This window comes from Caldovatus aquaticus, from assembly GCF_019458025.1.
GTDB lineage: Bacteria > Pseudomonadota > Alphaproteobacteria > Acetobacterales > Acetobacteraceae > Caldovatus > Caldovatus aquaticus.
Genome location: NZ_JAHZUY010000048.1, coordinates 1 through 25,355, shown reverse-complemented (window position 1 = coordinate 25,355; position 25,355 = coordinate 1). Strand labels below are relative to the sequence as shown.

27 protein-coding genes and 1 riboswitch are annotated in these 25,355 nt (G+C 75.5%); of the genes, 16 read left to right on the top strand and 11 right to left on the bottom strand.

The genetic code is table 11. The features are described 5' to 3' along the window. Positions 1–117 precede the first annotated feature (117 nt). From K1J50_RS14480 to K1J50_RS14465, 4 genes are all read right to left on the bottom strand, one after another. Complete coding sequence (locus K1J50_RS14480) at positions 118–876, bottom strand: capsid assembly protein (protein WP_220118473.1); 759 nt, start codon at positions 874–876, stop codon at positions 118–120. 8 nt (positions 877–884) lie between these two features. Next, a complete protein-coding gene (locus tag K1J50_RS14475; RefSeq protein WP_220118472.1) occupies positions 885–2,342 on the bottom strand; it encodes a portal protein in 1,458 nt (485 codons plus the stop codon). A 256-nt stretch (positions 2,343–2,598) separates the two neighbouring features. Next, a complete protein-coding gene (locus K1J50_RS14470) occupies positions 2,599–3,132 on the bottom strand; it encodes a hypothetical protein (protein WP_369413613.1) in 534 nt (177 codons plus the stop codon). Next, the gene (locus K1J50_RS14465; RefSeq protein WP_220118471.1) at positions 3,129–3,506 is read right to left on the bottom strand and encodes a hypothetical protein; all 378 of its coding nucleotides are present in this window, start codon (positions 3,504–3,506) and stop codon (positions 3,129–3,131) included. The genes K1J50_RS14470 and K1J50_RS14465 overlap by 4 nt, the downstream gene beginning before the upstream one ends. A gap of 162 nt (positions 3,507–3,668) precedes the next feature. Here K1J50_RS14465 and K1J50_RS14460 point away from each other — a divergent pair, with 162 nt between their 5' ends. Continuing rightward, positions 3,669–4,325, top strand: coding sequence for a S24 family peptidase (locus K1J50_RS14460; RefSeq protein ID WP_220118470.1), 657 nt, complete (start codon positions 3,669–3,671; stop codon positions 4,323–4,325). Between the two features lie 22 nt (positions 4,326–4,347). On the opposite strand, the gene K1J50_RS14455 is transcribed toward K1J50_RS14460, so the two are convergent. Genes K1J50_RS14455 through K1J50_RS14440 form a run of 4 tightly spaced genes read right to left on the bottom strand, consistent with a single transcriptional unit; the run spans position 4,348 to position 9,720 of the window. Further along, entirely contained in the window at positions 4,348–4,782 is a 435-nt protein-coding gene (locus K1J50_RS14455) for an SRPBCC family protein (RefSeq protein ID WP_220118469.1), read from the bottom strand. Between the two features lie 53 nt (positions 4,783–4,835). Further along, the gene (gene tldD / locus K1J50_RS14450) at positions 4,836–6,290 is read right to left on the bottom strand and encodes a metalloprotease TldD (RefSeq protein ID WP_220118468.1); all 1,455 of its coding nucleotides are present in this window, start codon (positions 6,288–6,290) and stop codon (positions 4,836–4,838) included. Beyond that, entirely contained in the window at positions 6,287–8,605 is a 2,319-nt protein-coding gene (locus K1J50_RS14445; RefSeq protein ID WP_220118467.1) for a PAS-domain containing protein, read from the bottom strand. The genes tldD and K1J50_RS14445 overlap by 4 nt, the downstream gene beginning before the upstream one ends. Beyond that, positions 8,602–9,720: a COX15/CtaA family protein gene (locus K1J50_RS14440; RefSeq protein WP_220118474.1), complete on the bottom strand. Its 1,119-nt coding sequence runs from the start codon at positions 9,718–9,720 to the stop codon at positions 8,602–8,604. Before K1J50_RS14440 ends, K1J50_RS14445 begins: the two co-directional genes overlap by 4 nt. Before the next feature lie 259 nt (positions 9,721–9,979). On the opposite strand from K1J50_RS14440, the gene K1J50_RS14435 reads away from it, so the two are divergent. Continuing rightward, the gene (locus K1J50_RS14435; protein ID WP_220118466.1) at positions 9,980–10,795 is read left to right on the top strand and encodes a glycosyltransferase family 2 protein; all 816 of its coding nucleotides are present in this window, start codon (positions 9,980–9,982) and stop codon (positions 10,793–10,795) included. Further along, positions 10,792–11,550: a TVP38/TMEM64 family protein gene (locus tag K1J50_RS14430; protein WP_220118465.1), complete on the top strand. Its 759-nt coding sequence runs from the start codon at positions 10,792–10,794 to the stop codon at positions 11,548–11,550. The genes K1J50_RS14435 and K1J50_RS14430 overlap by 4 nt, the downstream gene beginning before the upstream one ends. Before the next feature lie 28 nt (positions 11,551–11,578). Here K1J50_RS14430 and K1J50_RS14425 read toward each other — a convergent pair whose 3' ends face one another. After that, positions 11,579–11,854 (bottom strand): usg protein, encoded by a 276-nt coding sequence (locus K1J50_RS14425; protein ID WP_220118464.1) that lies wholly within the window; start codon positions 11,852–11,854, stop codon positions 11,579–11,581. Positions 11,855–12,244: 390 nt separating this feature from the next. Between K1J50_RS14425 and groES the strand changes: the two genes are divergently transcribed. The 3 genes from groES (at position 12,245) to K1J50_RS14410 (ending at position 14,735) form a co-directional block, all read left to right on the top strand. Beyond that, entirely contained in the window at positions 12,245–12,559 is a 315-nt protein-coding gene (gene groES / locus K1J50_RS14420) for a co-chaperone GroES (protein ID WP_220118463.1), read from the top strand. A 41-nt stretch (positions 12,560–12,600) separates the two neighbouring features. Continuing rightward, complete coding sequence (gene groL, locus K1J50_RS14415; protein ID WP_220118462.1) at positions 12,601–14,238, top strand: chaperonin GroEL; 1,638 nt, start codon at positions 12,601–12,603, stop codon at positions 14,236–14,238. A gap of 293 nt (positions 14,239–14,531) precedes the next feature. Beyond that, positions 14,532–14,735 carry a cold-shock protein gene (locus tag K1J50_RS14410; RefSeq protein WP_220118461.1) on the top strand — a complete coding sequence of 68 codons (204 nt, stop codon included), beginning with the start codon at positions 14,532–14,534 and terminating at the stop codon, positions 14,733–14,735. A gap of 69 nt (positions 14,736–14,804) precedes the next feature. Here the strand turns inward: K1J50_RS14410 and K1J50_RS14405 are convergent, their stop codons facing one another. Continuing rightward, positions 14,805–15,308, bottom strand: a complete 504-nt coding sequence (locus K1J50_RS14405) for a hypothetical protein (RefSeq protein ID WP_220118460.1) — start codon at positions 15,306–15,308, stop codon at positions 14,805–14,807. Positions 15,309–15,776: 468 nt separating this feature from the next. On the opposite strand from K1J50_RS14405, the gene K1J50_RS14400 reads away from it, so the two are divergent. The 6 genes from K1J50_RS14400 to K1J50_RS14375 all read left to right on the top strand — a co-directional run bounded on the left by K1J50_RS14400 (position 15,777) and on the right by K1J50_RS14375 (position 20,144). Then, positions 15,777–15,983 (top strand): cold-shock protein, encoded by a 207-nt coding sequence (locus K1J50_RS14400; protein WP_220118459.1) that lies wholly within the window; start codon positions 15,777–15,779, stop codon positions 15,981–15,983. Between the two features lie 70 nt (positions 15,984–16,053). Next, entirely contained in the window at positions 16,054–16,275 is a 222-nt protein-coding gene (locus K1J50_RS14395) for a hypothetical protein (RefSeq protein ID WP_220118458.1), read from the top strand. A gap of 396 nt (positions 16,276–16,671) precedes the next feature. After that, positions 16,672–16,766: riboswitch (TPP riboswitch) on the top strand. After that, positions 16,760–17,518 (top strand): ABC transporter ATP-binding protein, encoded by a 759-nt coding sequence (locus tag K1J50_RS14390; protein WP_220118457.1) that lies wholly within the window; start codon positions 16,760–16,762, stop codon positions 17,516–17,518. (Overlaps the previous riboswitch by 7 nt.) After that, positions 17,515–18,342, top strand: a complete 828-nt coding sequence (locus K1J50_RS14385) for an ABC transporter permease (RefSeq protein ID WP_220118456.1) — start codon at positions 17,515–17,517, stop codon at positions 18,340–18,342. The genes K1J50_RS14390 and K1J50_RS14385 overlap by 4 nt, the downstream gene beginning before the upstream one ends. After that, positions 18,339–19,343, top strand: coding sequence for an ABC transporter substrate-binding protein (locus K1J50_RS14380; protein WP_220118455.1), 1,005 nt, complete (start codon positions 18,339–18,341; stop codon positions 19,341–19,343). The genes K1J50_RS14385 and K1J50_RS14380 overlap by 4 nt, the downstream gene beginning before the upstream one ends. Positions 19,344–19,358: 15 nt before the next feature. Next, positions 19,359–20,144, top strand: a complete 786-nt coding sequence (locus K1J50_RS14375) for a glucose 1-dehydrogenase (RefSeq protein ID WP_220118454.1) — start codon at positions 19,359–19,361, stop codon at positions 20,142–20,144. 153 nt (positions 20,145–20,297) lie between these two features. Here K1J50_RS14375 and K1J50_RS14370 read toward each other — a convergent pair whose 3' ends face one another. Then, positions 20,298–20,723, bottom strand: coding sequence for a hypothetical protein (locus K1J50_RS14370; RefSeq protein WP_220118453.1), 426 nt, complete (start codon positions 20,721–20,723; stop codon positions 20,298–20,300). A 385-nt stretch (positions 20,724–21,108) separates the two neighbouring features. Between K1J50_RS14370 and K1J50_RS14365 the strand changes: the two genes are divergently transcribed. The 4 genes from K1J50_RS14365 to K1J50_RS14350 all read left to right on the top strand — a co-directional run bounded on the left by K1J50_RS14365 (position 21,109) and on the right by K1J50_RS14350 (position 25,116). Further along, complete coding sequence (locus K1J50_RS14365) at positions 21,109–22,248, top strand: glycosyltransferase (RefSeq protein WP_220118452.1); 1,140 nt, start codon at positions 21,109–21,111, stop codon at positions 22,246–22,248. 13 nt (positions 22,249–22,261) lie between these two features. Continuing rightward, positions 22,262–23,773, top strand: coding sequence for a glycosyltransferase family 39 protein (locus tag K1J50_RS14360; RefSeq protein ID WP_220118451.1), 1,512 nt, complete (start codon positions 22,262–22,264; stop codon positions 23,771–23,773). A gap of 61 nt (positions 23,774–23,834) precedes the next feature. After that, a complete protein-coding gene (gene msrP, locus K1J50_RS14355) occupies positions 23,835–24,800 on the top strand; it encodes a protein-methionine-sulfoxide reductase catalytic subunit MsrP (protein WP_220118450.1) in 966 nt (321 codons plus the stop codon). Between the two features lie 28 nt (positions 24,801–24,828). Beyond that, positions 24,829–25,116: a hypothetical protein gene (locus K1J50_RS14350; RefSeq protein ID WP_220118449.1), complete on the top strand. Its 288-nt coding sequence runs from the start codon at positions 24,829–24,831 to the stop codon at positions 25,114–25,116. Positions 25,117–25,355: the final 239 nt, after the last annotated feature.

Here is a 25,355-nt window from a genome sequence, read left to right as displayed (position 1 = left end):
CGAGCGGCGCGGGGAGGGAGAAGGGCCGCTCGAGCCCCGCCGCGAAGGAGGCGGAGGGAGAGCGCGAAGGGCGGGCCGTTCCGCGCTCCCGGCCGTTTCGGCCGTCCGCGACCGGCCCTAGGCGCCGCCGCCGACGAGCCGCCGGAAGCCCTCGGTCACGCGGCGGACGAACTCCGGCTCGCGCGTGCGCCAGTAGCGCGGGTCGCGCATCAGCGCGCGCAGCGCCGCCTCGTCGGGCGCGTCGCCGCCCTCCGCCTCGCGCGCCAGCGCCGGCTCGCCCTTCTCCATCATGCTCTGCAGCGCGAGCACGCCCTCGTAGGTCGAGGCCAGCGCCTCGAACGCCGAGGCGGGCAGGTTCGCCTTGCCCCAGGCGGAGAGCTGGGCGGCGACGCGGCGGAACCGCTCCTCGCCGCCGAAATGCGCGCGCAGCCGGTCGAGCGCGCGCTCGGTCTCCAGCGCCTGCGCGGCCTCGGCGAGCAGCGGCAGGAGCCGCTCCGCCGCCAGGTCATAGACGAGCTGCGCCTGGGCGCAGGTGAAGCCGGCCGCGTGCAGCCGGGCGTTGATCTCGGGATCCGGCCCGCACAGTTCGTGGCGCGGCTCGATCGCGTAGTCCTCCGGCCGCTCCGGCACGCCGAGGGCGCGGCGGAAACGCCGCTTCTCCTCCTCCGGCGCGTCCTCGGGCGGCGGGGCGAAGCGCTGCGAGAGGCGCCGCTCCAGCTCGCGGTAGGACTTCAGCAGCGCCTCGAGGCGCACCGCGCCGCGCTCGGCGTCCCAGAACTTCTCCGGCACCCCGTCCGGGCGCTGCGGGGCGGCGGGCGTCGCCGGCGCCGCCTCGCCGCCTCCGGCGAGCGCGGTCTCGAGCAGGTCCTCGGCCATGCGGGCGGTCACTCCTCAATCGCGTTGGGGATGGGGGGCGGAAGCGGGCGCAGGATCTCGGCCGGCGCGCCGAGGGTGCGGGCGAGCCAGCGCGCGGCGGCGGCGGTGTCCACCTGCGCCGCCCCTTCCGCGCCGAGGCCGCGCACCGCCTGCAGGAAGAGCAGCGTGTTCGCCGCGTCCGCCCGCCCCTGCACCTGGGCGAGCGGGCTCGCGTAGCGCAGCCGCACCTCGCGCCCGTCGAGCATCACCGGCGGCGCCTCGCCGCGCCGGCGCAGGATCGCGAGGCAGCGCGCGATCAGCGGCGTCAGCAGCTCGGCCTGCAGCCGGCCGTAGGTGGCGCCGAGCAGCCGCGCCGCCTCGGCGCTGCGCTCGATCACCTCGGTCGCCGTCATCCGCGCCGCGGCGTCGCGCAGCGGGCCGAGCCGGTCGGCGAGCAGGGCGCGACGGATGCGCGCGCGCAGGTCGTCGAGCACGAGCTGCGAGACGTCGAAGTCGCCGGGCGCGGCGAGCGGCGTCAGGCCCGAGGAGCCCGGCGCCTTGGGGATGATCGCCCCCGGCACCAGCCGCACCGTCGCCGGGTTCAGCACGCCGTCGTCCTCGGCCTGCCAGATGCCGGTGGCGGCGATCGAGGCATTCTTCAGCACCAGCTCGACCACCTTGTTGGCGGTGCGGATGTCCGGCAGCACCTTCGCCACCGGCCCGCGCCCGTAGGTCTCGCCCGGCGCCTTGAGCCAGCGGAAGGCGATGAAAGGGCTCTCGGCGAAACGCCCCTCGGCGAGGCCGACCGGCGGCTCGCCCGGCAGGTCGAGCACGGCGGCGTAGCGGTAGCCCTGCGCCGCGTCGGGCCAGACCGCCTCGACCACGGCATGGCGCGCGGCCGCGTCGTCGGCCGCCTCGCGCGCCGCGGCGGCGAGCGCGCGCGGCAGTGCCGCGCCGGGCCAGCGCGCGCGGATCGCCGCCGCCGGGAGCCGCGCGGTGCGGAACACGACGTCGAGCCGGCCGGACGGGCCCTCCTCCAGCACCGCCTCGCGCAGCGGCACGGCGGCGAAGCGCAGCGCCGAAGCCTCGCCGGGCGGCGCCTCCTCCACCAGCAGCACGCCGGTGCCGGCGATCACCAGGTCGAGGAAGGCCTGGTGCAGCTCGAGCGCGAAGTTCGAGCGGTCGAGGTGGCCCTGCAGCGTCTCCGCCGCCTCCTCGAGCGCGCGCGCCGCGGCGGCGCCTTCCGCCGTGTCGCCGATCTCGCGCGCCGGGGCGAGGCCGAACCACCGCGACCAGGGCGGCGCGAGCTCGGCGAGCAGCGAGGCGGCGAGCTGCTCGACCGCATCGGCCGCGGTCGCGTCGAACAGCGCCGGCCCGCCGCCGGGCGGCGGCAGCACGTGGTCGTAGCAGTCCTGCCACAGCGGCTCGAGCGGCCGGCGGCGCTCCTGCGCGCGGCGCAGGCGGGCGAGGATGTCGGCGGGGCTCATGCGGCGCGCCCGCCCTCCTCGGCGGCCGGCGACGACGCGGCCGGCGGCGGTTCGCGTAAAGGGCCAGCCAGGGGCGTGCGCTCCCCCCCGCTGGCCTGCAACCGGACAGGCGACCCCCGCCCCCGGAAAAGGCCGCGGGCCCGGCCGCCTCGGCGGAGGCGGCCGGGCCCGCGCAGGGAGCCCAGGGAACGGGAGGAAGGCCAAGGCGCAGTTCGGGCCTTGACGGGAGGACGCTACACCGGGGCGGCGGGAGGCGTCAAGATTTTTTTCCTAGGCCGGCGATCCGCCGCCGCAGCCGCCGGAACAGCCCGCGCGGCGTCAGCGCGAAGGGCGCGCCGGCGCCGAGCAGCGCCCGGCACAGCGCGACGCAGGTGAAGGGCGCGAGCGGCGGCAGGAGGCGCGGCCGCGCCGGCCCGGGCGCGAACGGCCCGAGCACCGCGAAGCCGGCCCGCCGCCAGGCGCGCGGCAGGTCGAAGCCGGGGGGAAGGTCGAGTCGCGTCACCACGAGCCGCCCGGACAGCGGGTCGAGCACGATCCAGCTCCCATCGGCCTCGCGCAGCGCCGCGAAGCAGTGCCGGAACCCCGGATGCAGCAGCCGGAGCCAGGGCTGGTCCGCCCGGCCGCCGAAGGCGATCCACACCTGCTGCGGCGCCCCCTCCCCGGCCGGCGGCGCGGCCGCGGCGGCGCCGCTCGCGCGCCGATGCGCAAGGCGCGCCCGGCCGGCGGACACCAGGGAGAACCGGCCCGGCCGCCGCCCCGCTGCGGGCGGAACCGCCGTGGCGCCGCTCACGCGACGATCCCCTTCACCCGGAGCGGCCACTCCAGCCGGTCCAGCGCCTCGCGCCACAGGCGCCAGTCGGAGCGCTCGCGCGGCGCGCGCGGATCGGGCGCCACGCCGCGCTCGCCCCAGATGCGCAGGATGCGGGCATGGACGAGGTCCACGCGGCGCTGGCGGTAGAGCCGGTCGAGACATTTCACCACGTCGTCCGGCTCGCAGGGCCGCGGCGTGCGGCCGGCGTTGGCGACGATGCGCGCGCCGTCGCGGCGCGCGACCAGCGCGGCCATGGTCCAGAACCAGGCCTCCTCGGCGCTGGCGAACGGGACGGCCTTGGCGAGCGGGGCGAGGCTGGCGTGCGGCGCGGCGCGGGGGGCGGTGCGGGCCATGCTCGGTCGGGGTCCTCCGGCGGGTGGAACATTTAACGAACATAACCACCGGTTGTCGCCCCTGGCAAGCCCGATTGTGCATATGTTCCTATTGAACCGGGGGCGCCGGTCTAGGATATTCTGCCCATCCGGCCCATCGCATCCCAGGGGGGAGGCCTCACGGTGAGGCATGACGACATCTGGCGCGCCATAGACGCGCTCGCGGCGGAGCACGGCCTCTCCGCCTCCGGCCTCGCGCGCAAGGCCGGGCTCGATCCGACCGCCTTCAACCCGTCCAAGCGCATCGGCGCCGACGGCCGCGCCCGCTGGCCCTCCACCGAGAGCGTGGCCAAGGTGCTGAGCGCCACCAACACCAGCTTCGACGCCTTCGCCGCGCTCGTCACCGGCGCCGCCTCCGCCCTCTCGCGTGGTGCCGGGCGCGGCGGCGGCGCGGCCCGCCGCATCCCGCTGATCGGCCTCGCCCAGGCCGGCGGCGAGGGCTACTTCGACGACGGCGGCTATCCGGTCGGCGGCGGCTGGGACGAGATCGCGGTGCCGGAGATCGGCGACCCCAACGCCTACGCGCTCGAGATCAGCGGCGATTCGATGGAGCCGGTGTTCCGCGACGGCGACATCGTCATCGTCTCGCCGGCCGCCCCGGTGCGGCGCGGCGACCGCGTGGTGGTGCGCACCCGCAAGGGCGAGGTGATGGCCAAGGAGCTGCGCCGCCAGTCGGCGCGCCGGGTCGAGCTCGCCAGCCTCAACCCGGCGCACCCCAGCTACAGCTTCGAGCTGCCCGAGATCGCCTGGATGCACCGCATCGTCTGGGCGAGCCAGTAGCCGAGAGCGAACCGCGCGCGCGTCAGCGTCCGAACAGGCTTTCCAGATTCTCGCGCGCGGCCTCGTAGAAGCTGCGCACGCGCTCGATCGCGTCGCGTTCGCTTGCGCCCTCGGCGGTCTCGAACGTGCCCCGGTAGTCCCAGACGCAGCGGTCGGCGCCGTCCGCGAGGATGCGGAAATGGCCGACGTAGTTCCTGAAGGGGGCCGGCCCGGCGACGATGGCATAGGCGAGATGCCGCGCCGCGGCGTCGTACAGGACCAGGCGCTCGGTCAGCTCCCGCGGCTCGCCCGTCCCGCCGACGACGCGGACCCGGCGGCCCACGCCGCCCGGCGCCGGCTCGAGCACGCTCTCCCGGACGAACGGATGCCAGCGGGCCATGCCGCCGAAATCGCCGACCACGTCCCAGACCCGGTCGGCGGGCGCGGCGAGAGGCGCGGAAAGCCTGACTTCCAGCATGGCGACGACCCTCCGCCCTCCCCGGGAACGGAGAGGGTTGTCTCCAGGACGACCTACCGGACCGCCGTCCCGCCCACCGTCAGCCCGCTCAGCTTCAGCGTCGGCTGCCCGACGCCGACCGGCACCCCCTGCCCGTTCTTGCCGCAGGTCCCGATCCCCGGATCGAGCGCCAGGTCGTCGCCGACCATCGTCACCCGGGTCAGCGCGTCCGGTCCGTTGCCGATCAGCGTCGCCCCCTTCACCGGCGCGCCGACCTTGCCGTCCTCGATCAGGTAGGCCTCGGAGGCGCTGAACACGAACTTGCCGCTGGTGATGTCCACCTGCCCGCCGCCGAAATTCACCGCGTAGAGCCCGCGCTTGACGCTGCGGATGATCTCCTCCGGCTTGTGCGGCCCGGCGAGCATCACCGTGTTCGTCATCCGCGGCATCGGGATGTGCGCGAAGCTCTGCCGCCGGCCGTTCCCGGTCGGCCGCGCGCCCATCAGCCGCGCGTTCTGGCGGTCCTGCATGAACCCGACCAGGATGCCGTCCTCGATCAGCACCGTGCGCTGCGAGGGCGTCCCCTCGTCGTCCACGGTCAGCGAGCCGCGCCGGTCCGGGATCGTCCCGTCGTCCACCACCGTCACCCCCGGCGCGGCGATCCGCTGCCCCATGAGCCCGGCGAAGGCGCTGGTCCCCTTGCGGTTGAAGTCCCCCTCCAGGCCGTGCCCGATCGCCTCGTGCAGCAGGATGCCCGGCCACCCGGGGCCGAGCACCACCTCCATCTCCCCCGCCGGCGCCGGCACGCTCTCGAGATTGACCAGCGCCTGGCGCAGCGCCTCGTCCACCGCCGCCTTCCAGCCCGCCTCGTGCACCACGCGCCCGTAGGCGAACCGGCCGCCGGCGCCGAAGGTGCCGCTCTCGCGCCGCCCGCCCCGCTCGACCACCACCGTCACGTTGAAGCGCACCAGCGGCCGCAGATCCGCAACGCGCATGCCGTCCGGGCGCAGGATCTGCACCGCCTGCCACTCGCCCGAGAGCGAGGCCATCACCTGCACCACGCGCGGATCCTTCGCCCGCGCATAGGCGTCCACCGCCGCGAGCAGCGCCGTCTTCGCCTCGAACCCCATGCCGGAGAGCGGATTGGCGTCGGAATAGAGCCGCGCGTTGGTCGGGCGCGGCGCCACGTCCAGCACCCCGCTGCGCCCCTGGCGCACCGCCCGCACCGTCTCCGCGGCGCGCCGGAGCGCCGCCTCGGAGAGCTCGGCCGCATGCGCGTAGCCGGCCGCCTCCCCCAGCACCGCGCGCAGCCCGAAACCGCGCATGGCATCGAAGGAGGCGGCGCGGATGCGTCCGTCCTCGAGCGACAGCGACTCGCTCTCGCGATATTCGAGGAACAGCTCGCCGTCCTCGCTCCCCGCCGTCGCCTCCGCCAGCAGCCGCTCCGCCACGGCCCGGTCGAGCCCGTCCGGGCCGGCGAAAAACAGCGCGTCGGTGGCGGACAGCGCGTCTGTCGGGATCGTGGTCATGCCGGCATGGCTCCTTCCGCGGCAGGCCCGCCGGGCGGTTCGGGCCGGGTCCCGAGCGGCAGCAGCCGCGCGCGCGGCAGGCGCACCGTCGCGACCGTGCCCGCCCCGGGCGCGCTCTCCAGCGTCAGCCCGCCGCCCTGCGCCTCGACCAGCGCGCGCGACAGCGGCAGGCCGAGCCCGGAGCCGCCGAACCGTCGCGCCAGCGAATCGTCGAGCTGGGTGAACGGCTCGAAGGCGCGCGGAATGTCCTCCCGCGGCATGCCGATGCCGGTGTCCGCGACGCGGAACAGGAGATCGCCCGTCGCCGGCTCGATCGCCGCCGAGAGCGTGACGCTGCCGCCCCTGGGGGTGAACTTCACGGCGTTGGAGATGAGGTTGAGCAGCACCTGGCGCAAGCGCCGCTCGTCGGCCCGGAGCCTCGGCAGCCCGGGCTCCACGCGCAGCTCGAGCGAGAGCCCCGCGGCCCCCGCCGCCTGCTGCATCACCCGCGCCACCTCCTTGGCCAGCGCCGCCGGATCGAACGGCGCCTCGGCGATCAGGAACCCGCTCGTTCCGGCCCGCGCCACGTCGAGCACGTCCTCGATCAGCGACAGCAGGTGCCGCCCCGCGTCGTGGATCGCCCGCGCGAACTCGCGCGCCTCCGGCGTGCCGCCCGGCTGGGCCAGCAGCGCCTCGGAGAAGCCGATCACCGCGGCCAGCGGCGTGCGCAGCTCGTGGCTCATCATGGCGAGGAAGCGCGACTTCGCCCGGCTCGCCTCCTCCGCCGCCTCCTTGGCGCGCCGCAGCTCCCCCTGCACGCGGCGGTCGGCGGTGACGTCGGTGTAGGTGCGCACGAAGCCGCCGTCCGGCGTCGGTTCGGTGGTGATCTCGAGCACCGTCCCGTCGGGCCGGGTGCGTTCGTAGCGCCGCCCCTCGGCGATCCCCGGCCGGGCCGCCAACCAGGTGGCGGCGGCCGGGCCCTCGCCGAACTCGCCGCGGGCAAGCTGCAGCAGGCGCAGATCCTCGAGGCTGCGGCCCGGCGCCAGTTCCTCGGGGGTCAGCCCGGTCATGCGCGCCGCCAGCGCATTGGCCGCCACCACCTTGCCCTCGGCGTCGAACAGGCAGATGCCGTGGCGCGTGTTCTCCAGCATCACCGAGAGGATCGCCGCCCGCCGGTTCGCTTCCTCGCGGGCGCGATGCAGCTCGGTCACGTCGGTCACGACCGAGATCGAGCCGCCATCCGGGAGCGGCGCCGTGCGCACCGCGATCGCCGTGCCGTCGGGGCGGACCCGCCACCAGCTCCGCGGGCCCCTGGCGTGCCGGGCCAGCTCCTCCCGCACCCGCTCCTCGGGATCGCCGGGCCCGTATTCGCCCGCCCGCGCGCGGCGGCGGATCACCTCCTCGAGGCTGTCTCCGATCGCCAGCGGCGTGTCGTGCATGATCCGCCGGTAGGCGGAGTTGACGCCGGCCAGGCGGCGGTCCGGGCCCCAGATCGCCACCCCGTGCGGCAGCGCCTCAAGCACCCCGTCGAGCAGGGCGGCGCGTCGGCGCGCCTCGTCCTCGGCCCGCTTCAGCGCCGTGACGTCGGTCACCTCGATCAGGAAGCCGCCATCCGGCGTCGGCTGGCTGCGGAAGCGCAGCACCTCCCCGCTCGGCCGCACGCGCTGGTAGGTGGTCGGGCGCGAACGGTCCACCGCGGCGCGCTGGCGCACGATCGCCTCCGCCTCCGCGTTGGTGAACTCGCCCGCCGCCGCCAGCTTGCGCAGCACCTCGGCCAGGGTCAGCCCCGGCCGCGCATCGTCGCGGTCGAGCCCGATCAGCTCCGCGTAGGCGGGATTGGACAGCACCAGGCGCTGCCCGGCGTCGTATTGCGCGACGCCGCCCTGCAGCTGCTGCAGCACCCGCTCCAGGCGCCGCGCCCGCGCCGCCGCCTCCCGCTCGGCGGCGAGGTGGGCGGTGAGTTCCACGGCGCTGACGACGAAGCCGCCGCCCGCCATCGGCACGGAGTACAGCTCGAACACCCGCCCGTCGGTGTCGCGCATCACCCGCCGCGAGACGATGCTGCGGTCGAGCCGCAGCGCCGCCTCGGCGTGCTCCTCCGGGTCGCCCGGCCCGTAGATGCCGCGGAAGGCGACCAGCCGCACGAAGTCGCGGAACGGCGTCCCCGGCGGCGCCAGGGCGGGATCGAGGTCGAGCCCCTCCCACACCGCCGCGTTCGCCAGCACCACGCGCCCCGCCGCATCCACCACCACCACCCGGTGCGGCATCGCGTCGAGCGCCGTGCGCAGCGCGGGCTCGGCGAGCGCGGCCGCCGCGGCGGCGGGCCCGCCGCTCACCGGGCCGCCTCCGGCGCGGCGCGCGCCGGCCGCAGCGCGTGCAGCGCGACCAGCGCCACGGTCAGCACCAGCACCGCCGCCGCCTGGTGCAGCGTGCCGAGCCAGACCGGCACCACCAGCAGCAGCGTCGCCACGCCGAGCGCGTATTGCAGCGCCACCGCGCCGAGCAGGCCGAGCGCCAGCCGGCGCCGCCGCGCCGCCTCCTCCCGCGCCGCGCCGCGGCCGCCGCGCCAGGCGACGACCGCGGCCCCGGCCGCCGCCGCGAGCGTCAGGGTGGCGAGCAGGCGGTGGTTGAACTGCACCGCCGCCACATTGTCGGTGAGGTTCCGCCAGGCGGGTTCGAGCCACCAGTAGCCCCGCGGCACCAGGCGGCCCTCCATCAGCGGGAAGGTGTTGTAGTCGAGGCCCGCGCGGAGGCCGGCGACGAAGCCGCCGGCGAGCATGGTCAGCAGCGCCAGCCCGGCCGCGACCCGCACCCAGCGGCGCAGCGTCCGTGTCCCCGCGGCCTCTTCCTCCCGCGCCGCCGGCGCTGCCGGCTGCAGCAGCGACAGCGCCGTCCACAGCAGCGCCGCGTAGAGCAGCAGCGCGAGTCCGAGATGCGCCACCAGCCGGTAGGGCGAGACCGTGGTCCGGTCCGGCTCGAAGCCGGAGGCCACCATCACCCAGCCGACCACCCCCTGCAGCCCGCCGAGCGCGAGCAGCAGCAGGAGGCGCGGCTTGAGCCCGGCGGGGATGCGCCCGCGCGCCCAGAACCACAGCAGCGGCAGCGCATAGGCCAGCCCGATCAGCCGCCCCCACAGCCGGTGCACCCATTCCAGCCAGAAGATCCGCTTGAACCCCTCGAGCCCGAAGCCCTGGTTGACCAGCGCGTATTGCGGAATGGTGCGGTAGAGGTCGTAGAGGCGGTTCCACTCCGCCTCGGAGAGCGGCGGCAGGGTGCCGGAGAGCGGCGCCCATTCCATGATGGACAGGCCCGAGCCGGTCAGCCGCGTCGCGCCGCCGAGCGCCACCATGATCCAGACCATGAGGCAGACGAGCAGCAGCCAGCGGCCGATCCGGCGGCGCGCCGCGGCGTCCGCGGGCCCGGCGCCAGGCACGGCCACCGCCGCGCCCATGCCCGGCGGCTGCGGCGGCATGGGACGGGTGTCGAAGGGCATGGGCCCAGTATAGGGGGCGCGGCCGCACCGCGCACCCCGCGCGGCTTTCGGCGAGGAGCGCCGCGCCGCCGCCCCGCGCTTGTCCCCCCGCCCCCGCTCCTGCTAACCGCCGCTCCGCATGTCCGCCCCGCCCGGCGCCGAGTCGCGCGCGCAGCCCGAGGCGCCGCGATCCCTGCCCCCCGCCATCCCCCGCCCCGCACCGGAACCGGCCGCCGCCATGCCGGCCTGCCGTCGGCCGCCGCTGCTTTCCGTCGTGGTGCCGGTGCGCAACGAGGGGCCGAACATCCTGCCGCTGGTCGCCGAGATCCGCGCCGCCCTGGCCGCGGCCCCCGGCGGCCCGCTCGCCTGCGAGATCGTGTACGTGGACGACGGCTCCACCGACGACACGCCGCAGCGGCTGCGCGAGGCCGCGGCGCAGGGGGGGGCGCCGCTGCGCGCCCTGCGCCACCGGACGAGCTGCGGCCAGTCCGCGGCGATCGTCACCGGGGTGAAGGCCGCGCGCGGCGTCTGGATCGCCACCCTCGACGGCGACGGGCAGAACGATCCGGCGGACATCCCGCGCCTGCTCGCCCGCGCCGAGGCCGAGGCCGCCGCGTCCGGCGGCGCCGCGCCGCCGGCCGTGCTGGTCGCCGGCCACCGGACCCGGCGCCGCGACGGCCGGCTCAAGCGCGTCACCAGCCGCATCGCCAACGCCGTGCGCGCCCGACTGCTCGGCGATGCCACGCCCGACACCGGCTGCGGCCTCAAGGTCTTCCCGCGGGCGCTGTTCCTCGAGCTGCCGCACTTCGACCACATGCACCGCTTCCTCCCCGCGCTGGTGCTGCGCCAGGGCGGGCGGGTGGTGAGCGAGCCGGTCAACCACCGGCCGCGCACCCGGGGGCGGAGCAACTACGGCACGCTCGACCGGCTGGCGGTGAGCCTGTTCGACCTGGTCGGCGTCGCCTGGCTGCAGCGCCGCTGGAAGCGGCCCGAGGCCGAGCCTCTGGCGGCCTCCTCGCCGGGCGGCGGCGACGGTCCCGCCCGGCCGGCATGAGACCGCGGCCGGCGGCGGGCCCGTGCCCCGGCCCCAGGGAAGCGGCCGGACGGCACGGCGGCGACCCGGCCCGGCGGCAGCGCCGCGCCGCCATCCTGCGGCTGCTCGCGCTCGCCGGCGGCCTGGCCGCGGCGGGCCTGGTGCTGCGCGGCCTCGGCGCGGCGCCCGGGACCGCGTGGGTGGACCGGCACGTCCGCGGGCAGGGCGCGCTCGGCGAGGCGGCGTTCGTCGCGATGGGGGCGCTGGCGACGGCGGCCGGCGTGCCGCGCCAGGGCATCGCCTTCCTCGGCGGCTACGCCTTCGGCGCGGCGGCCGGCACCGGCCTCGCGCTGGTCGCGCAGCTCCTCGGCTGCGCCCTCTCCTTCTACTGGGCCCGGCTGGTCGGGCGCGGCTGGGCGGAGCGGCGCCTCGCCGGGCGCTTCGGCCATCGCCTGCGGCCGCTGCGCGACGTGCTCGCTTACAGCCCGTTCGGCGCCACCCTGGCGCTGCGCCTGCTGCCGGTCGGCAACAACCTCGCGCTCAACCTGCTCGCGGGCATGACGGGGGTCGCCGCGCTTCCCTACCTGGCCGCCTCGGCGCTCGGCTACCTGCCGCAGACGCTGGTCTTCGCGCTCCTCGGCAAGGGCGTGCGGGTGGAGGGGGCGTGGCAGCTCGCCCTGTCGGCGGCGCTGTTCGCCGCCTCGGTCGCGATCGGCCTGCGGCTGCTGCGCCGCCACCGCGCGGCGCGGGCGCTGGGGGAGGGCGCGCCGGACTGACCGGCCGCCGCCCCCCGCCGGCGGCGCCTCAGTGGAGCGTGAACACCCCGTTGGCGTACCGCAGCTCTGCCGGCCTGGTCAGCGCCGCGGAGGCGACGCGGACGGAATGCAGCGGCCCCTCGATCTCGCGGCGCCAGAAGTCGAGGAACCGGCTGAGCTCCGGGAAATGCGGCGCGAGATCCACCTTCTGCCAGACGAAGGTCTGCAGCACGCCCGGGTGGTCGGGCATGTGGTAGAGGATCTCGGCCGTGGTCAGCCGCCAATCGGGGATCCTGACGAGACTGGCCGGGCAGTGCATCAGCATGGTCGGGCTCTCTTACTTGCGAGTCGCTCCTCGGTTCACGGGACGGCGGAGCCGGCGCTCCTCCGGCGGCGGCGCGTGCGCGGCGATAGGTCGGCGGTCCGTCGGGGGAGGGAGCGGGGTCACGGGCTTCCGGACGCGGTGGCCAACGAGCGGGCTTCGATGGAGCGATGATGCCACGGCCCCGCGGGGGGGCGGCAAGAAAAATATTTAAAGTTCAAGGATTTAGCACTCACCGCCACGGGATGCTGCTCCCGCTTGACGCCCTTCGCGGCGCATCCTAGATCGCTGGCACTCCTCTTGGGGGAGTGCTAACGCCCGCCGGGCCGGCCCCGGCAGGGCGCAGCAGAGGCATTCATCACGACCGGATCAGGCTTACAGGAGAGGACCGAGATGAAGTTCCGTCCCCTGCACGACCGCGTCCTCGTCCGCCGCGTCAACGCGGAGGAGAAGACCGCGGGCGGCATCATCATCCCCGACACCGCCAAGGAGAAGCCGCAGGAGGGTGAGGTGCTCGCCGTCGGTCCGGGCGTGCGCAACGAGAAGGGCGAGCTCGTGCCGCTCGACGTGAAGCCGGGCGACCGCATCCTCTTCGGCAAGTGGTCGGGCACCGAGGTCAAGATCGGTGGCGAGGAGCTCCTGATCATGAAGGAGTCCGACATCATGGGCATCCTCGAGGACACCGCCGCGGCGAAGAAGGCCGCCTGACCTCTTCCTTCCCGACACCCACGGTACCGAGGTAACAGACAATGGCAGCGAAGGACGTCAAGTTCGGCGCCAATGCCCGTGAGCGGATGCTGCACGGCGTGGACATCCTGGCCAACGCGGTGAAGGTCACGCTCGGGCCCAAGGGCCGCAACGTCGTGCTCGACAAGAGCTTCGGCGCGCCGCGCATCACCAAGGACGGCGTGACGGTGGCCAAGGAGATCGAGCTCGCCGACAAGTTCGAGAACATGGGCGCGCAGATGGTGCGCGAGGTGGCGTCGAAGACCAACGACGTCGCCGGCGACGGCACCACCACCGCCACCGTGCTCGCCCAGGCGATCGTGCGCGAGGGCGCCAAGGCGGTCGCCGCCGGCATGAACCCGATGGACCTCAAGCGCGGCATCGACAAGGCCGTGTCCCGGGTGGTCGAGGAGCTGAAGGCGCGCTCCAAGAAGATCACCACCTCGGCCGAGGTCGCCCAGGTCGGCGCCATCTCCGCCAACGGCGAGCGCGAGATCGGCGAGATGATCGCCCAGGCGATGGAGAAGGTCGGCAACGAGGGCGTCATCACGGTCGAGGAGGCGAAGTCCATCCAGACCGAGCTCGACGTCGTCGAGGGCATGCAGTTCGACCGCGGCTACATCTCCCCGTACTTCATCACCAACGCGGAGAAGATGGTCGCCGAGCTGGATGACCCCTACATCCTGATCCACGAGAAGAAGCTCTCCGCCCTGCAGCCGATGCTGCCGCTGCTCGAGGCGGTGGTGCAGTCCGGCCGGCCGCTGCTGATCATCGCCGAGGACGTCGAGGGCGAGGCGCTCGCCACCCTCGTGGTCAACAAGCTGCGTGGCGGCCTCAAGGTCGCGGCGGTGAAGGCCCCGGGCTTCGGCGACCGCCGCAAGGCGATGCTCGAGGACATCGCGATCCTGACCGGCGGCCAGGTGATCAGCGAGGACCTCGGCATCAAGCTCGAGAACGTCACCCTCGCCATGCTCGGCCGCGCCAAGAAGGTGCGGATCGAGAAGGAGAACACCACGATCATCGAGGGCGCCGGCCGCAAGGACGAGATCAAGGCCCGCTGCGAGCAGATCAAGGCGCAGATCGAGGAGACCACCTCGGACTACGACCGCGAGAAGCTGCAGGAGCGGCTGGCCAAGCTCGCCGGCGGCGTGGCGGTGATCCGCGTCGGCGGCGCCACCGAGGTCGAGGTGAAGGAGCGCAAGGACCGCGTGGACGACGCCCTGCACGCGACCCGCGCCGCGGTCGAGGAGGGCATCGTGCCGGGCGGCGGCGTCGCGCTCGCCCGCGCCACCAAGGTGCTCGAGGGCATGAAGGGCGACAACCCCGACCAGCAGATGGGCATCGACATCGTCCGCCGCGCGATCCAGGCGCCGCTGCGCCAGATCGCCGAGAACGCGGGCAAGGACGGTGCCGTGGTGGCGGGCGAGGTGCTGCGCAACGACACCTACAACTGGGGCTATGACGCCCAGGCCGACGAGTTCAAGGATCTCGTCGCCGCGGGCATCATCGACCCGACCAAGGTCGTGCGCACGGCGCTGCAGGACGCCGCCTCGGTCGCCGGCCTGCTGATCACCACCGAGGCGATGGTCGCCGAGCGGCCGGAGAAGAAGACCGCTCCGGCCGGCGGCGGCGGCGGCGGCATGGGCGACATGGACTTCTGATCGCCGCGGCGGGGGACGCCCCGCCGCCCGAGCGGAAGCCGGACAGGAAGGGGCGGGCCGCAAGGCCCGCCCCTTTCGCTGCGCGCGCACGGTTCGGCAGGTCGTGAAGCCGGCGAGCCCCCGGCGTCGTTGACTCCGCCCCGCCGATCTGCGCCAATGTCCGGGCCAACCGCTCTTGGCTCGCCGTGCCGTGCCTCCGGATCACCGGGTGCCCCCATTGCGTCCTTGAGACCCGGTTGATCCGCGCAGGCGATGGGCGCCCGCGCGGCTCCAGAAAGAGGAGCCCGCATCGCATGGCGATCGGCACCGTGAAGTGGTTCAACGCAACCAAGGGCTTCGGCTTCATCGTCCCGCAGGACGGCGGCAAGGACGTGTTCGTCCACATCACCGCCGTGCAGAAGGCCGGCCTCCAGAACCTCAACGAGGGTCAGCGCGTCAGCTACGACATCGCGATGGAGCGCGGCAAGGCCGCCGCGACCAACCTGAAGGCGATCTGACGCCAGGCGGCGCGCGGCGCGGAAGATCCCCTCCGCGGCGCGCGTCCCGTTTCCGCCCGGGCGCCCGGCTCAGCCCGCGCGCGTCTCCTGCACGTGGATCCGTCGCGCGCCGCGGGCGCGCAGGAACGCCTCGGCCCGTTGACGGCCCTCGGCCGTCCTCGCCCGGAGGCCGAGCAGCGGACCTTCCGCCTCCGCCCCCGCGGGCGGATTGCCGGTCGAGGCCGGATCGAGCGATGCCCCGATCGCCTCGCCCGCCGCTCCCGTCGCCCCGGCGGCGGCCGCGGCCGCAGCGGCGGGAAGGGCCGCGCCGCCGCTCGCGACGACCGCGCCTGCCGCCAGCACCCCGGTCGCCGCCATCGCGGCGCCGACGTACAATTGCCGCTGGTTTCGCGCATCGGCGCCCTTCGGGTCCTCATCGGGCGGGCCGACCGGCGCCTCGGCCGCCGCTTCGCCCGGCCAGCGGATCAGCACCTCCTCGCGCCGGAACATCCCGTCCGCCTCCAGGCGCGCCATCGCTGCCTGCACCGCCGCCTCGTCCGCGAACTCGCCCCAGACGACCGGGGCGGCCAGCACGTGTCGTCCTGCTCCGCGGTCCAGGCGGCGCTGTTCATCTCGATGGCCATGGCGGACACCTCCGCTGCTGCGCTTGCCGCGCTCGCGCCGGCAGAGGGCGCGTCCCGCACGGCCAACGCCCGCCGTGCCGCGCCGTTCCGGAGAAGCCGCCGCGGCTCCTCGCCGCCCGGAGGAGGCCACCCTCTCCTTCGCCTCCTGCCGCCGACCCTGCGCCGCCCGCCGCAGCGGCGGGCCCCCGGAGACGGCCCGCGCGGGCGCACGGGACCGCCGCGCGCTCTTTTCTTCCTTGCCTTCCCTCCGGCCTTGCGGCGGCGCGTTCCGACCTTATATTGGCGAAGTCAACTCGTTTGGTTCGGCCGGTCCTCGAAGCTCGTTGCCGAGCGTCGGCCTGGTGTCCGCTCCACATCGAATCGTTGGCCCGCCGCGCAATGTCGCTCGGCGGCACTCCGTGTTGATCGGAACATCATCATGGCCATTGGCACCGTAAAATGGTTCAACGCCTCGAAGGGCTACGGCTTCATCCAGCCCGAGGACGGCTCCAAGGACGTCTTCGTCCACATCTCCGACGTGCAGCGCGCCGGGATCGCCAGCCTCAACGAGGGTGACCGGGTCGAATACGACGTCCAGCGCGGCCAGCAGGGCAAGTTCTCGGCTGGCAACCTGCGCCGGCTCTGAGGCGATCGGAACGGCCCGGGGCGGCGGCGACGCCGCCCCGGGTTCCGCACCCACAACAGCGGGAGTCGCCATGCCACGCCACAGCTTCGCCGTCGGGCAGAGCGTCGAGTTCGTGCCGAGCAAGGGCGACGGCAACGTCCCGCGCGGCACCTACACGGTGGTGCGCCTGCTGCCGAATGACGGGCCCGATCGCGAATACCGGGTGAAGAGCGCCGCAGACGGCCACGAGCGCGTCCTGCGCGAGAGCCAGCTCCGCAAGGGCACGGCAACCGCGCCTTCGCTGCGCTGGTGACGCCGGCCGCCGGGCGGCCGCCGTCCTGTATCCCCTCGCCCGCGCGATCGCCCCCGTGATCCGTGCGGGAGCGCCGAGGGCGACGCCGGAGACCCGCTCCGGATGACGCCGTGGCCGCGCCGGATCAGCGGCCCGGCGTCCTCCCCGCCTCCCCACCCCTCGGTCGTCCCGGCCGCCGCACGCCGCGCCTCCCCCGGCGCCGGGTCGTGGCGCGTCGTGCCGACCTCGGCGCCGCGCGGCGCCGCCTGCGCCGGCGCTGCAGCGGGACGGCAGCGGGATGCCGGTGCGTCCCGTCTCTCCTTCGCTGCCGCGACCCGCGCGGAGGCGGCGCGCGAACGGGGCGGCCGCGCGGGCGGCCCTTGCAAGGCACCGCCGCCCGGCCCATACCGGACCCGGCATCGGGGGGAGCCCCCTGCGGGCTGAGAGGCGGGCACGGGGCCCGCGACCCCTGGAACCTGATCCGGTTAGGACCGGCGAAGGGACGATGGACTGCGGCCGCTCCCCTCCCTCCCCCGGCCTTTCCCTGCGGATCCCGGGCTTCGCCTTCGCCGGCGTCCCGGTGCTCGGCGCCTTCGCGCTCGAGCTCCGCGGCGGCGAGACGACGGCCCTCCTCGGCCCGTCCGGCTCCGGCAAGTCCACGCTGCTGCGCATGGTCGCGGGCCTCCTGCCCGCGCCCGCAGGCGCGCGCATCGCCGCCGCGGACGGCGGGCCGGTCGCCGGGCGGCTCGCCTGGATGGCGCAGCAGGACCTGCTGCTGCCCTGGCTCGATCTGCTCGGCAACGTGATGCTCGGCGCGAGGTTGCGCGGCGAGGCGCCGGACCGGGCCCGGGCGCTGCGGCTGATCGAGGCGGTCGGCCTCGCCGGTCGCGAGCGGGCCCGCCCCGCCGAGCTTTCGGGCGGCATGCGCCAGCGCGCCGCGCTCGCGCGCACACTGATGGAGGACCGGCCTTTTGTCCTGATGGACGAGCCCTTCAGCGCCGTGGACGCGCCGACGCGCCACCGCCTGCAGGGTCTCGCGGCGCGGCTGCTCGCCGGCCGCACCGTGCTGCTGGTGACGCACGACCCGCTCGAGGCGATGCGCCTCGCCCATCGCGTTCTGGTGCTGCGCGGCAGCCCGGCGGTGCCGGTCGAGGTTCCCGTGCCCGCCGCGGCGCCGCCGCGCGAGGCGCACGACGTCGCGGTGCTGACGGCGCAGGGGGCGCTGCTCGAGAGCCTCGCCGAGGCGACGGCGGAGGCGGCATGAGCGCCGTCGCCGAGGCCGCCGCGCCCCGGCCGGCGCGCCGTGCCGCGCCGCGCCCCGGCCGGGCCGCCGCGCGCGCGCTCCTCGCCGGCGCCGGGCTGGTCGCCTGCTGGTGGCTGTTCGTCTGGGCGACGGACCAGCCGCACTTCATCCTCCCCTCTCCCGCCCGCGTCGCCGCCGCGCTGGCGGAGCGGTGGGACATCATCCTCGGCCACGCCTGGATCACGCTGCAGGAGATCCTGCTCGGCCTCGCCCTCGGCGCCGGGCTCGGCGTGGCGGCGGCGCTGCTGCTGATGGCCTTCCCGCCGGCGCGGCGCTGGCTGCTGCCGGTGCTGCTCGCCAGCCAGGCGGTGCCGGTGTTCGCCATCGCGCCGCTGCTCACCCTGTGGATGGGCTTCGGCATGGCGAGCAAGATCGCCATGGCGACGATCATCATCTTCTTCCCCGTCGCCTCCGCCTTCTACGACGGGCTGCGCCGCGCCGAGCCCGGCTGGCTCGACCTCGCCGCCACCATGGGCGCCTCGCGCCGCGCGATCCTGCTGCGCATCCGCCTGCCGGCGGCGCTGCCCGCCCTCGCCTCGGGCCTGCGCGTCGCCGCCGCCGTCGCGCCGATCGGCGCGGTGGTGGGCGAGTGGGTCGGGGCCTCGGCCGGCCTCGGCTACCTGATGCTGCACGCCAACGGCCGCAGCCAGACCGACCTGATGTTCGCCGCGCTGTTCGTGCTGGCGGCCATGGCCCTCGCGCTGTGGTTCGCGCTCGATGCGGCGCTGCGCGCCGTCCTGCCCTGGCAACCGGACCGCATCTCCGAGGGGGAGACCACGCCATGACCGCCGAGATCCCGCGCCGCGCCCTGCCCGCGCTCGCCGCCTCGTCGCTGCTGCTGCCCGGCGCCGCCGCGGCGCAGCCCGCCGCCCGGCCGCAGGCCGCGCCAGCGGCGCCGGCACGCCTCACCCTGCTGCTCGACTGGTTCGTCAACCCGGATCACGCGCCGATCATCGTCGCCCAGGAGGGCGGCCATTTCGCGCGCCAGGGGCTGGAGGTGCGCATCGTCGCCCCCGCCGACCCTTCCGACCCGCCGAAGCTGGTCGCGGCGAAGCAGGGCGACATCGCGGTCTACTACCAGAAGAACCTGCCGCTCGCGCTCGACCAGGGCCTGCCGCTCGTGCGCATCGGCACGCTGGTCGCCACCGTGCTCAACACCCTCACCGTGCTGCGCGACGGGCCGATCCGCACCCTCGCCGACCTGCGCGGCAGGCGCATCGGCTTCTCCGTCGCCGGCTTCGAGGAGATCTTCGTCGGCACCATGCTGGAGGGGGTCGGCCTCTCGGCGCGCGACGTGCGCTTCGTCAACGTCAATTTCGGCCTCTCCACCGCGCTGATGTCGGGCCAGGTGGACGCCATCGTCGGCGGCTTCCGCAATTTCGAGCTGAACCAGCTCGAAATCGAGGGCCGCCCCGGCCGCCCCTTCTTCCCCGAGCAGCACGGCCTGCCGGTCTGGGACGAGCTGATCTACGTCGCGCACCGTGACCGCGCACGCGACCCGCTGATGCGCCGCTTCATCGACGCGGTGGACTCCGCCACGCATTTCCTGGTGAACAACCCCGAGGAGTCCTGGCGCATGTTCATCGCCGGCCCGCGGCGCGAGCTCGACAACGAGCTGAACCGCCGCGCCTGGCGCGACACGCTGACGCGCTTCTCCCTCTCCCCCGGCGCGCTCGACCGCAACCGCTACGAGCGCTTCACGCGCTTCCTGCACGAGCGGCGCATGATCCGCAGCGTCCCGCCGCTCGACAGCTACGCGGTCGAGCCGGTGCCGGCCACCGCCTGAACCGGGGGAGCCGCCATGCCCGGACGCGTGCAGGACAAGGTCGCGATCGTCACCGGCGCCGCCTCCGGCATCGGCGCCGCCACCGCGCGGCTGCTCGCGCGCGAGGGCGCGCGCGTCGTGCTCACCGACCTCGACGCCGCGGCGGGCGAGGCGGTCGCCGCCGAAATCCGCGCCGGCGGCGCCGAGGCGCTGTTCCTCGCCCACGACGTCGCCGACGAGGCGGCGTGGGAGCGGGTGATCGCCGCCGCCCTCGCCCGCTTCGGCCGGCTCGACGTGCTGGTCAACAACGCCGGCATCGGCGGGCCGGCATGCCGGCCCGACGAGCAGGGCCTCGAGGACTGGCGCCAGGTGATGGCGGTCAACCTCGACGGCGTGTTCCTCGGCACCAAGCACGCGATCCGGGCGATGAAGCGCAACCGCCCGCGGCCCGGCGGCTCGATCGTCAACCTTTCCTCGATCCTCGGCCTGGTCGGCGGGACGCGGAGCGGCGCCTACGCCGCCTCCAAGGGCGGGGTGCGGCTCTACACCAAGTCCGCCGCCCTCGCCTGCGCGCGCGAGGGCAACGGCGTGCGCGTGAACTCCGTCCATCCCGGCTACATCCGCACGCCGCTGGCGGAGGGCGCCTTCGCCCAGCACGAGGACCCGGCGGAGGCGCGCCGCCGCACCGAGGCGCTGCACCCGCTCGGCCGCCTCGGCGAGCCGGAGGACGTCGCCTACGGCATCCTCTACCTGGCCTCCGACGAGTCGAAGTTCGTCACCGGCGCCGAGCTGGTGATAGACGGCGGCTACACGGCCCAGTAGGGCCGGATCGCGGAGGGCCGCGACCGGCCGGAAGCGCGGCTCCGCGCGGCAGGCGCCGGGGCGGCGCCCTCGACGGGGCGAAGCCGTCGCCGCGCACCCGTCCGGGCGGGAACGGCGCGCGGGCCACGCGGCCGCGCCGCCGCATCCCGCGCCTCACTCCGCCGGCATCGGCAGGGCGGGCGCCGGCGCCGCCTCGGTCGCCTCCTCCGTCGCGGTGCGGGCGAGCCGCACCAGCTTGCCGAGGAAGGTCAGCACTCCGCCGAGCCAGAGGAAGGAGGCGAGGATCGCGAGCAGCGGCTCCCCGTGCAGGATGGCGAGGTAGATCCCGGCCGGGAACAGCACCGCCGCCGGCGCGCTGAGCACGAAGTGCAGCCGCGCCGACCAGCCCTCGCGCAGGCCCGGCCAGGCCCGGTAGGTGAGGCCGAACAGCGCGAGCGACGCCCAGCCCACCAGGTTCGTGTGCGCGTGCACGGGCGCCAGCGCGAAGTCGTGCCGGATGCCCATGACGATCCCGAGCGAGACGCCGGTCGTCAGGCAGAGCGTCGCGAGCAGCAGGAACCAGATGTCGATGCGCGCCATGAGGAAGCCCTCCGTGCGAGTGCGTGATCGGGGAAGCGCCGGCACGGCGGGGTGATGCCGGGGCGCACCTTCGGCCGCGGCAGGGGCAGGCGCCGGGCCGCGGCGCGGCATCGTGCGGCGCCGCCCGCCGCCAGCCAGGCTCCGCTGATCCGCAGCCACAGCCCGGCGGCGGCCGCCGCCGCCTTGCCCTCGTCCCCGCTCATCCGCCGATCCCGCCGGTCCGTCGCGATCCGATGCCTGCCGTCATACCGGCGGCATGTTTCGCCATGATGCCGCCGCGGCGGTCGCCGCGTTTCACGCGTTTCGCGGCACCCGCGCCGGAAGCGCGCGGCGGCGCCGGCGCCTGCTTGCCCCGCCGGCGCGGCCGTGGAACACCCTGCCCGCGATGCGCCTCCCCGACGCCGCCCCCGCCTCCGCGACCGCGCCGCCGCGCCTGCCCCCGCGGCTGTCCGTGATCGTCCCCTGCTACCAGGAGGCCGCCAACGTCGCCCGCATGGTCGAGCGCCTCGCCGCCGCGCTCGCGGGCGTCGCCTGGGAGGTGATCTTCGTTGACGACGACAGCCCCGACGGCACCGCCGCGATCGCCAAGGAGATCGCGGCGCGCGATCCGCGGGTGCGCTGCATCCGCCGCGTCGGCCGGCGCGGCCTCGCCTCGGCCTGCGTCGAGGGCATGCTGTCGAGCGCCGCCCCCTATGTCGCCGTGATGGACGGCGACGGCCAGCACGACGAGGCGCTGCTGCCGCGCATGCTGGAGGCGCTGGAGCAGGGCCGGGCGGAGGTCGTCGTCGGCAGCCGCCATGTCGCGGGCGGCGACGCGGCGGAAGGCCTTTCGCCGCTGCGCCGCGCCGTCTCGCGGGCGGGCGCCGCGCTGGCCCGCGCGTTGCTGCCGGTGCGCGTCGCCGATCCGATGAGCGGCTTCTTCATGCTGCCGCGGCCGCTGGCCGAGGAGCTCGCGCCGCGGCTCAGCGCCACCGGCTTCAAGATCCTGCTCGACCTGCTGCTCTCCGCGCCGCGGCCGCCGCGGGTGCTCGAGCTGCCCTACCGCTTCCGCGCCCGCGCCGCCGGCGAGAGCAAGCTCGACGCGCTGGTGCTGGTGGAGTTCCTCGGCCTGCTGCTGCACAAGGCCCTCGGCGGGGCGGTGCCGCTGCGCTTCCTCGCCTTCGCCGCCGTGGGCGCGGTCGGGCTCGGCGTCCATCTCGCCGTGCTCTCCCTCGCGCACGGGCCGCTCGCGCTCGGGTTCGACGCCGCGCAGTGGAGCGCGACGCTCGCCGCCATGACGGCGAACTTCCTGCTCAACAACCGCATCACCTACCGCGACCAGCGGCTGCGGGGGCCGCGCCTCGTGCGCGGGCTGCTGCTGTTCTACCTGGTCTGCGGCATCGGCGCCGCGGCGAATGTCGGCATCGCGCGCCTGCTGCTGCGCGACGGCATCCTCGACTGGGGCGTGGCCGGGGCGGCGGGCGCGCTGCTGACCCTGGTGTGGAACTACGCCGTCTCCTCGACCCTGGTCTGGCGCGCGCGATGACGGGCGCGGCGGCATGAGCGTCTGGGCCCTGCTGCTGCTCGGCGCGACGGGGCTGCGCCTGCTCCTCGCCGCCCTCGTCCCGCTGGCGCCGGACGAGGCCTACTACTGGGTCTGGTCGCGCCATCTGCAGCCCGGCTACCTGGACCATCCGCCGATGGTGGCGCTGTGGATCGCCGCCGGCACGGCTCTGCTCGGCGAGACGCCGCTCGGCGTCCGCCTGCTCGGGCCGCTCTCGGTCGCGCTCGGCTCGGTGCTGCTCGCCCGCGCGGCGGCGGCGCTGTTCCCGGACCGGCCCGGCTGCGGCCCGTGGGCGGCGGCGCTGCTCAACGCCACCCTCGCACTCGGCGTCGGCGCGGTGGTGATGACGCCGGACACGCCGCTGCTGTTCTTCTGGACCCTCGCGCTGTGGGCGCTGGCGCGGCTGCACCGCGACGGCGACGCGCGCTGGTGGCTGCTCGTCGGCCTCGCCGCCGGCGCGGCGCTCGCGAGCAAGTACACCGCCGCGCTGCTCGGCCTCGGCATCCTGCTGTGGCTGCTGCTCTCGCCGCCGGCGCGGCGCTGGTTCCGCGCCTGGCAGCTCTGGGCGGGCGGGGTCCTGGCGCTCGCCGCCTTCGCCCCGGTGCTGGCGTGGAACGCGGCCCACGGCTGGGCGAGCTTCGCCAAGCAGGGCGGCCGCGCCGGGGGCGGCGCACTCGCCCTGCGTCATCTCGGCGAGCTGGTCCTCGGCCAGATCGGCCTCGCCACGCCGCTGGTGTTCCTGCTCTGCGCCGCCGGCGCCGCCGCCGCGCTGCGCCGCGCCTGGCCCGGCGCGCGCGGCGGGCGCGACGGCGGAGGCGCCAGCGCGGCCCTGCTGCTCGCCGCCCTCGTCCTGCCGGGGGCGCTGCTGTTCGTCTGGCAGTCGCTCGGCAGCCGCGTGCAGGGCAACTGGCCCGCGATCCTCTACCCGGCGGCGGGCATCGCCGCCGCCTGCCTGCTCGGGCCGCGCTGGGCGCGGCTGCGGGTGCCGGCGGTCGTGCTCGGCGCGGCGCTGACCGCGCTCGTCTATCTCCAGGCCGCGGCGGCGCCCCTGCCGCTGCCGCGCCGCTCCGACCCCACCCTGGCGCGCCTCGGCGGCTGGGCGGAGTTCGCCGCCGCCGTCGAGGCCGCGCGCGCCGCCGCCGGGGCGGAGTTCGTCGCCGCCGAGGAGTACGGCCTCGCCAGCGAGCTCGCCTTCCGCCTGCCGCCCGGCGTGACGGTCGTCGCCCTGGAGGCGCGCTGGCGGCTGTTCTCCCTGCCCCCGCCGCCACCCGGCGCCACCGGCGTGCTGGTGCGCAGCGAACGCCGCGGCGAGGGGCCCCCGCTGTGGCCCGGGGCGGCCCCGCTCGGGATCACCCTGGTGCGCGCCCGGCGCGGCGTGGAGGCGGAGCGCTACCGCCTCTGGCGCGTCGAGACCGGCCCGGCCCTGCCGCCCGCCGCCCGCCTGCCGCGCCCGCGCGCGGCAGCGCCAGGGGAGGGAGGCCGAGGCGAGGCGCCGCCCGGCGCTTGACCGCGCCGGCGCGGACCCGATCTGTCTGGCCGAGCCCGCCGAGCCCCGAGGAGGCCCCCGCATGCTGATCCGCATCCGGCGTGGATGGGAGATCCCCGAGCATCAGGTCACGCCCGAGGCGGTCGTCCTGAACCGCCGCGCCGCCCTGGGGCTCGCCGGCGGCCTCGCCGCGGCGACCGCGGCCACGATCGTCCGCCCGGCGCGCGGCCAGCCGCAGGGCGCCGCCGTCCCGCCCCTGCCACCGGCGGCGCGCAACACGCGCTACCAGGCCGAGCGCCCGGTCACGCCGGAGCCCTACGCCACCGCCTACAACAACTACTACGAGTTCGGCAGCCACAAGGGGATCGCCGCGGCGGCCCGGCGCCTGCCGCTGCGTCCCTGGACCGTCAGGGTCGAGGGCCTGGTCGAGCAGCCGCGCGAGTTCGGCCTGGACGACCTGATCGCCGCCATGCCGATCGAGGAGCGTATCTATCGCCTGCGCTGCGTCGAGGCCTGGTCCATGGTCGTGCCCTGGACCGGCTTCCCGCTCGCCGCCCTGCTCGATCGCGTGCGCCCGCTCGCCGCCGCGCGCTACGTGCGGTTCGAGACGGCGGCGATTCCCGGCGTGATGCCGGGCCTGCGCCAGAGCTGGTACCCCTGGCCCTACATCGAGGGCTGCACCATCGAGGAGGCGGCGAACGAGCTCGCCTTCCTGGTCGTCGGCGCCTACGGCAAGCCGCTGCCGCCGCAGAACGGCGGGCCGCTGCGCGTGCACTTCCCCTGGAAATACGGCTTCAAGTCCGGCAAGTCGCTGGTGCGCATCACCCTGACCGACCGGCGCCCGAGGAGCTTCTGGGAGACGGTGCAGGGCAACGAATACGGCTTCTGGGCCAACGTGAATCCCGAGGTGCCGCACCCGCGCTGGAGCCAGGCGACCGAACGGGTTCTCGGCACCGACGAGCGCATCCCGACGCGGATCTTCAACGGCTACGGGGAGTTCGTCGCCCATCTCTACGTCAACCTGCAGCATGAACGCCTCTGGGCGTAGCGCGCGCCGGCCGGGCGGAGCGGCAGGCATGGCGGCGATCGCGCTCGGCATCGCGTTCCTGCTGCTCGCGGCGGTTCCCGCCGGCGTCCTCGGGCCGTCGGCGCCGCTCGGCGAGGCGATCTATCGCCTCTACCCGCCCTTCCTGAACACGTTCCAGGCCGGGGTGCAGCGCCACCTCGCGCCCTGGCTGTGGGACGACGTCCTGCTGCCGGTCCTGGTCCTGCCGAGCTGGGTGCCGTTCGCCGCGGTCGGACTCCTGCTGCTCGCGCTTGGCGGCGTGCGCCGCCGCCGGCACCGCGCCGCCGCGGCCCGCTGAATCCGCGCGCTAGCGCCGTTTCCGCTCGGCCGTGCGCGCGGCAACGGCTCCGGCGCGTTGTCTGGCGGGCGGATTCCCGCTCCCGGCCGTTCCCGGCTGTCCGCGATCCGCTCTAGGTCCTGGACTCAAACCGTGTCCACAGCCGGATGGCGGCGAGGGCGACGGTGGAGAGGTAGTTGCGTGCGAGCTTGTCGAAGCGTGTGGCGATGCGGCGGAAATGCTTGAGGCGATTGAAGCAT

What these genes read in the sequence shown, in the direction of transcription:
- K1J50_RS14480 (WP_220118473.1), bottom strand. Translation starts at nt 876, where the DNA reads ATGGCCGAGGACCTGCTCGAGACCGCGCTCGCCGGAGGCGGCGAGGCG.
- K1J50_RS14475 (WP_220118472.1), bottom strand. Translation starts at nt 2,342, where the DNA reads ATGAGCCCCGCCGACATCCTCGCCCGCCTGCGCCGCGCGCAGGAGCGC.
- K1J50_RS14465 (WP_220118471.1), bottom strand. Translation starts at nt 3,506, where the DNA reads ATGGCCCGCACCGCCCCCCGCGCCGCGCCGCACGCCAGCCTCGCCCCG.
- K1J50_RS14455 (WP_220118469.1), bottom strand. Translation starts at nt 4,782, where the DNA reads ATGCTGGAAGTCAGGCTTTCCGCGCCTCTCGCCGCGCCCGCCGACCGG.
- tldD (WP_220118468.1), bottom strand. Translation starts at nt 6,290, where the DNA reads ATGACCACGATCCCGACAGACGCGCTGTCCGCCACCGACGCGCTGTTT.
- K1J50_RS14440 (WP_220118474.1), bottom strand. Translation starts at nt 9,720, where the DNA reads ATGGGCGCGGCGGTGGCCGTGCCTGGCGCCGGGCCCGCGGACGCCGCG.
- K1J50_RS14435 (WP_220118466.1), top strand. Translation starts at nt 9,980, where the DNA reads ATGCCGGCCTGCCGTCGGCCGCCGCTGCTTTCCGTCGTGGTGCCGGTG.
- K1J50_RS14430 (WP_220118465.1), top strand. Translation starts at nt 10,792, where the DNA reads ATGAGACCGCGGCCGGCGGCGGGCCCGTGCCCCGGCCCCAGGGAAGCG.
- K1J50_RS14425 (WP_220118464.1), bottom strand. Translation starts at nt 11,854, where the DNA reads ATGCTGATGCACTGCCCGGCCAGTCTCGTCAGGATCCCCGATTGGCGG.
- groES (WP_220118463.1), top strand. Translation starts at nt 12,245, where the DNA reads ATGAAGTTCCGTCCCCTGCACGACCGCGTCCTCGTCCGCCGCGTCAAC.
- groL (WP_220118462.1), top strand. Translation starts at nt 12,601, where the DNA reads ATGGCAGCGAAGGACGTCAAGTTCGGCGCCAATGCCCGTGAGCGGATG.
- K1J50_RS14410 (WP_220118461.1), top strand. Translation starts at nt 14,532, where the DNA reads ATGGCGATCGGCACCGTGAAGTGGTTCAACGCAACCAAGGGCTTCGGC.
- K1J50_RS14400 (WP_220118459.1), top strand. Translation starts at nt 15,777, where the DNA reads ATGGCCATTGGCACCGTAAAATGGTTCAACGCCTCGAAGGGCTACGGC.
- K1J50_RS14395 (WP_220118458.1), top strand. Translation starts at nt 16,054, where the DNA reads ATGCCACGCCACAGCTTCGCCGTCGGGCAGAGCGTCGAGTTCGTGCCG.
- K1J50_RS14390 (WP_220118457.1), top strand. Translation starts at nt 16,760, where the DNA reads ATGGACTGCGGCCGCTCCCCTCCCTCCCCCGGCCTTTCCCTGCGGATC.
- K1J50_RS14385 (WP_220118456.1), top strand. Translation starts at nt 17,515, where the DNA reads ATGAGCGCCGTCGCCGAGGCCGCCGCGCCCCGGCCGGCGCGCCGTGCC.
- K1J50_RS14380 (WP_220118455.1), top strand. Translation starts at nt 18,339, where the DNA reads ATGACCGCCGAGATCCCGCGCCGCGCCCTGCCCGCGCTCGCCGCCTCG.
- K1J50_RS14375 (WP_220118454.1), top strand. Translation starts at nt 19,359, where the DNA reads ATGCCCGGACGCGTGCAGGACAAGGTCGCGATCGTCACCGGCGCCGCC.
- K1J50_RS14370 (WP_220118453.1), bottom strand. Translation starts at nt 20,723, where the DNA reads ATGGCGCGCATCGACATCTGGTTCCTGCTGCTCGCGACGCTCTGCCTG.
- K1J50_RS14365 (WP_220118452.1), top strand. Translation starts at nt 21,109, where the DNA reads ATGCGCCTCCCCGACGCCGCCCCCGCCTCCGCGACCGCGCCGCCGCGC.
- K1J50_RS14360 (WP_220118451.1), top strand. Translation starts at nt 22,262, where the DNA reads ATGAGCGTCTGGGCCCTGCTGCTGCTCGGCGCGACGGGGCTGCGCCTG.
- msrP (WP_220118450.1), top strand. Translation starts at nt 23,835, where the DNA reads ATGCTGATCCGCATCCGGCGTGGATGGGAGATCCCCGAGCATCAGGTC.
- K1J50_RS14350 (WP_220118449.1), top strand. Translation starts at nt 24,829, where the DNA reads ATGGCGGCGATCGCGCTCGGCATCGCGTTCCTGCTGCTCGCGGCGGTT.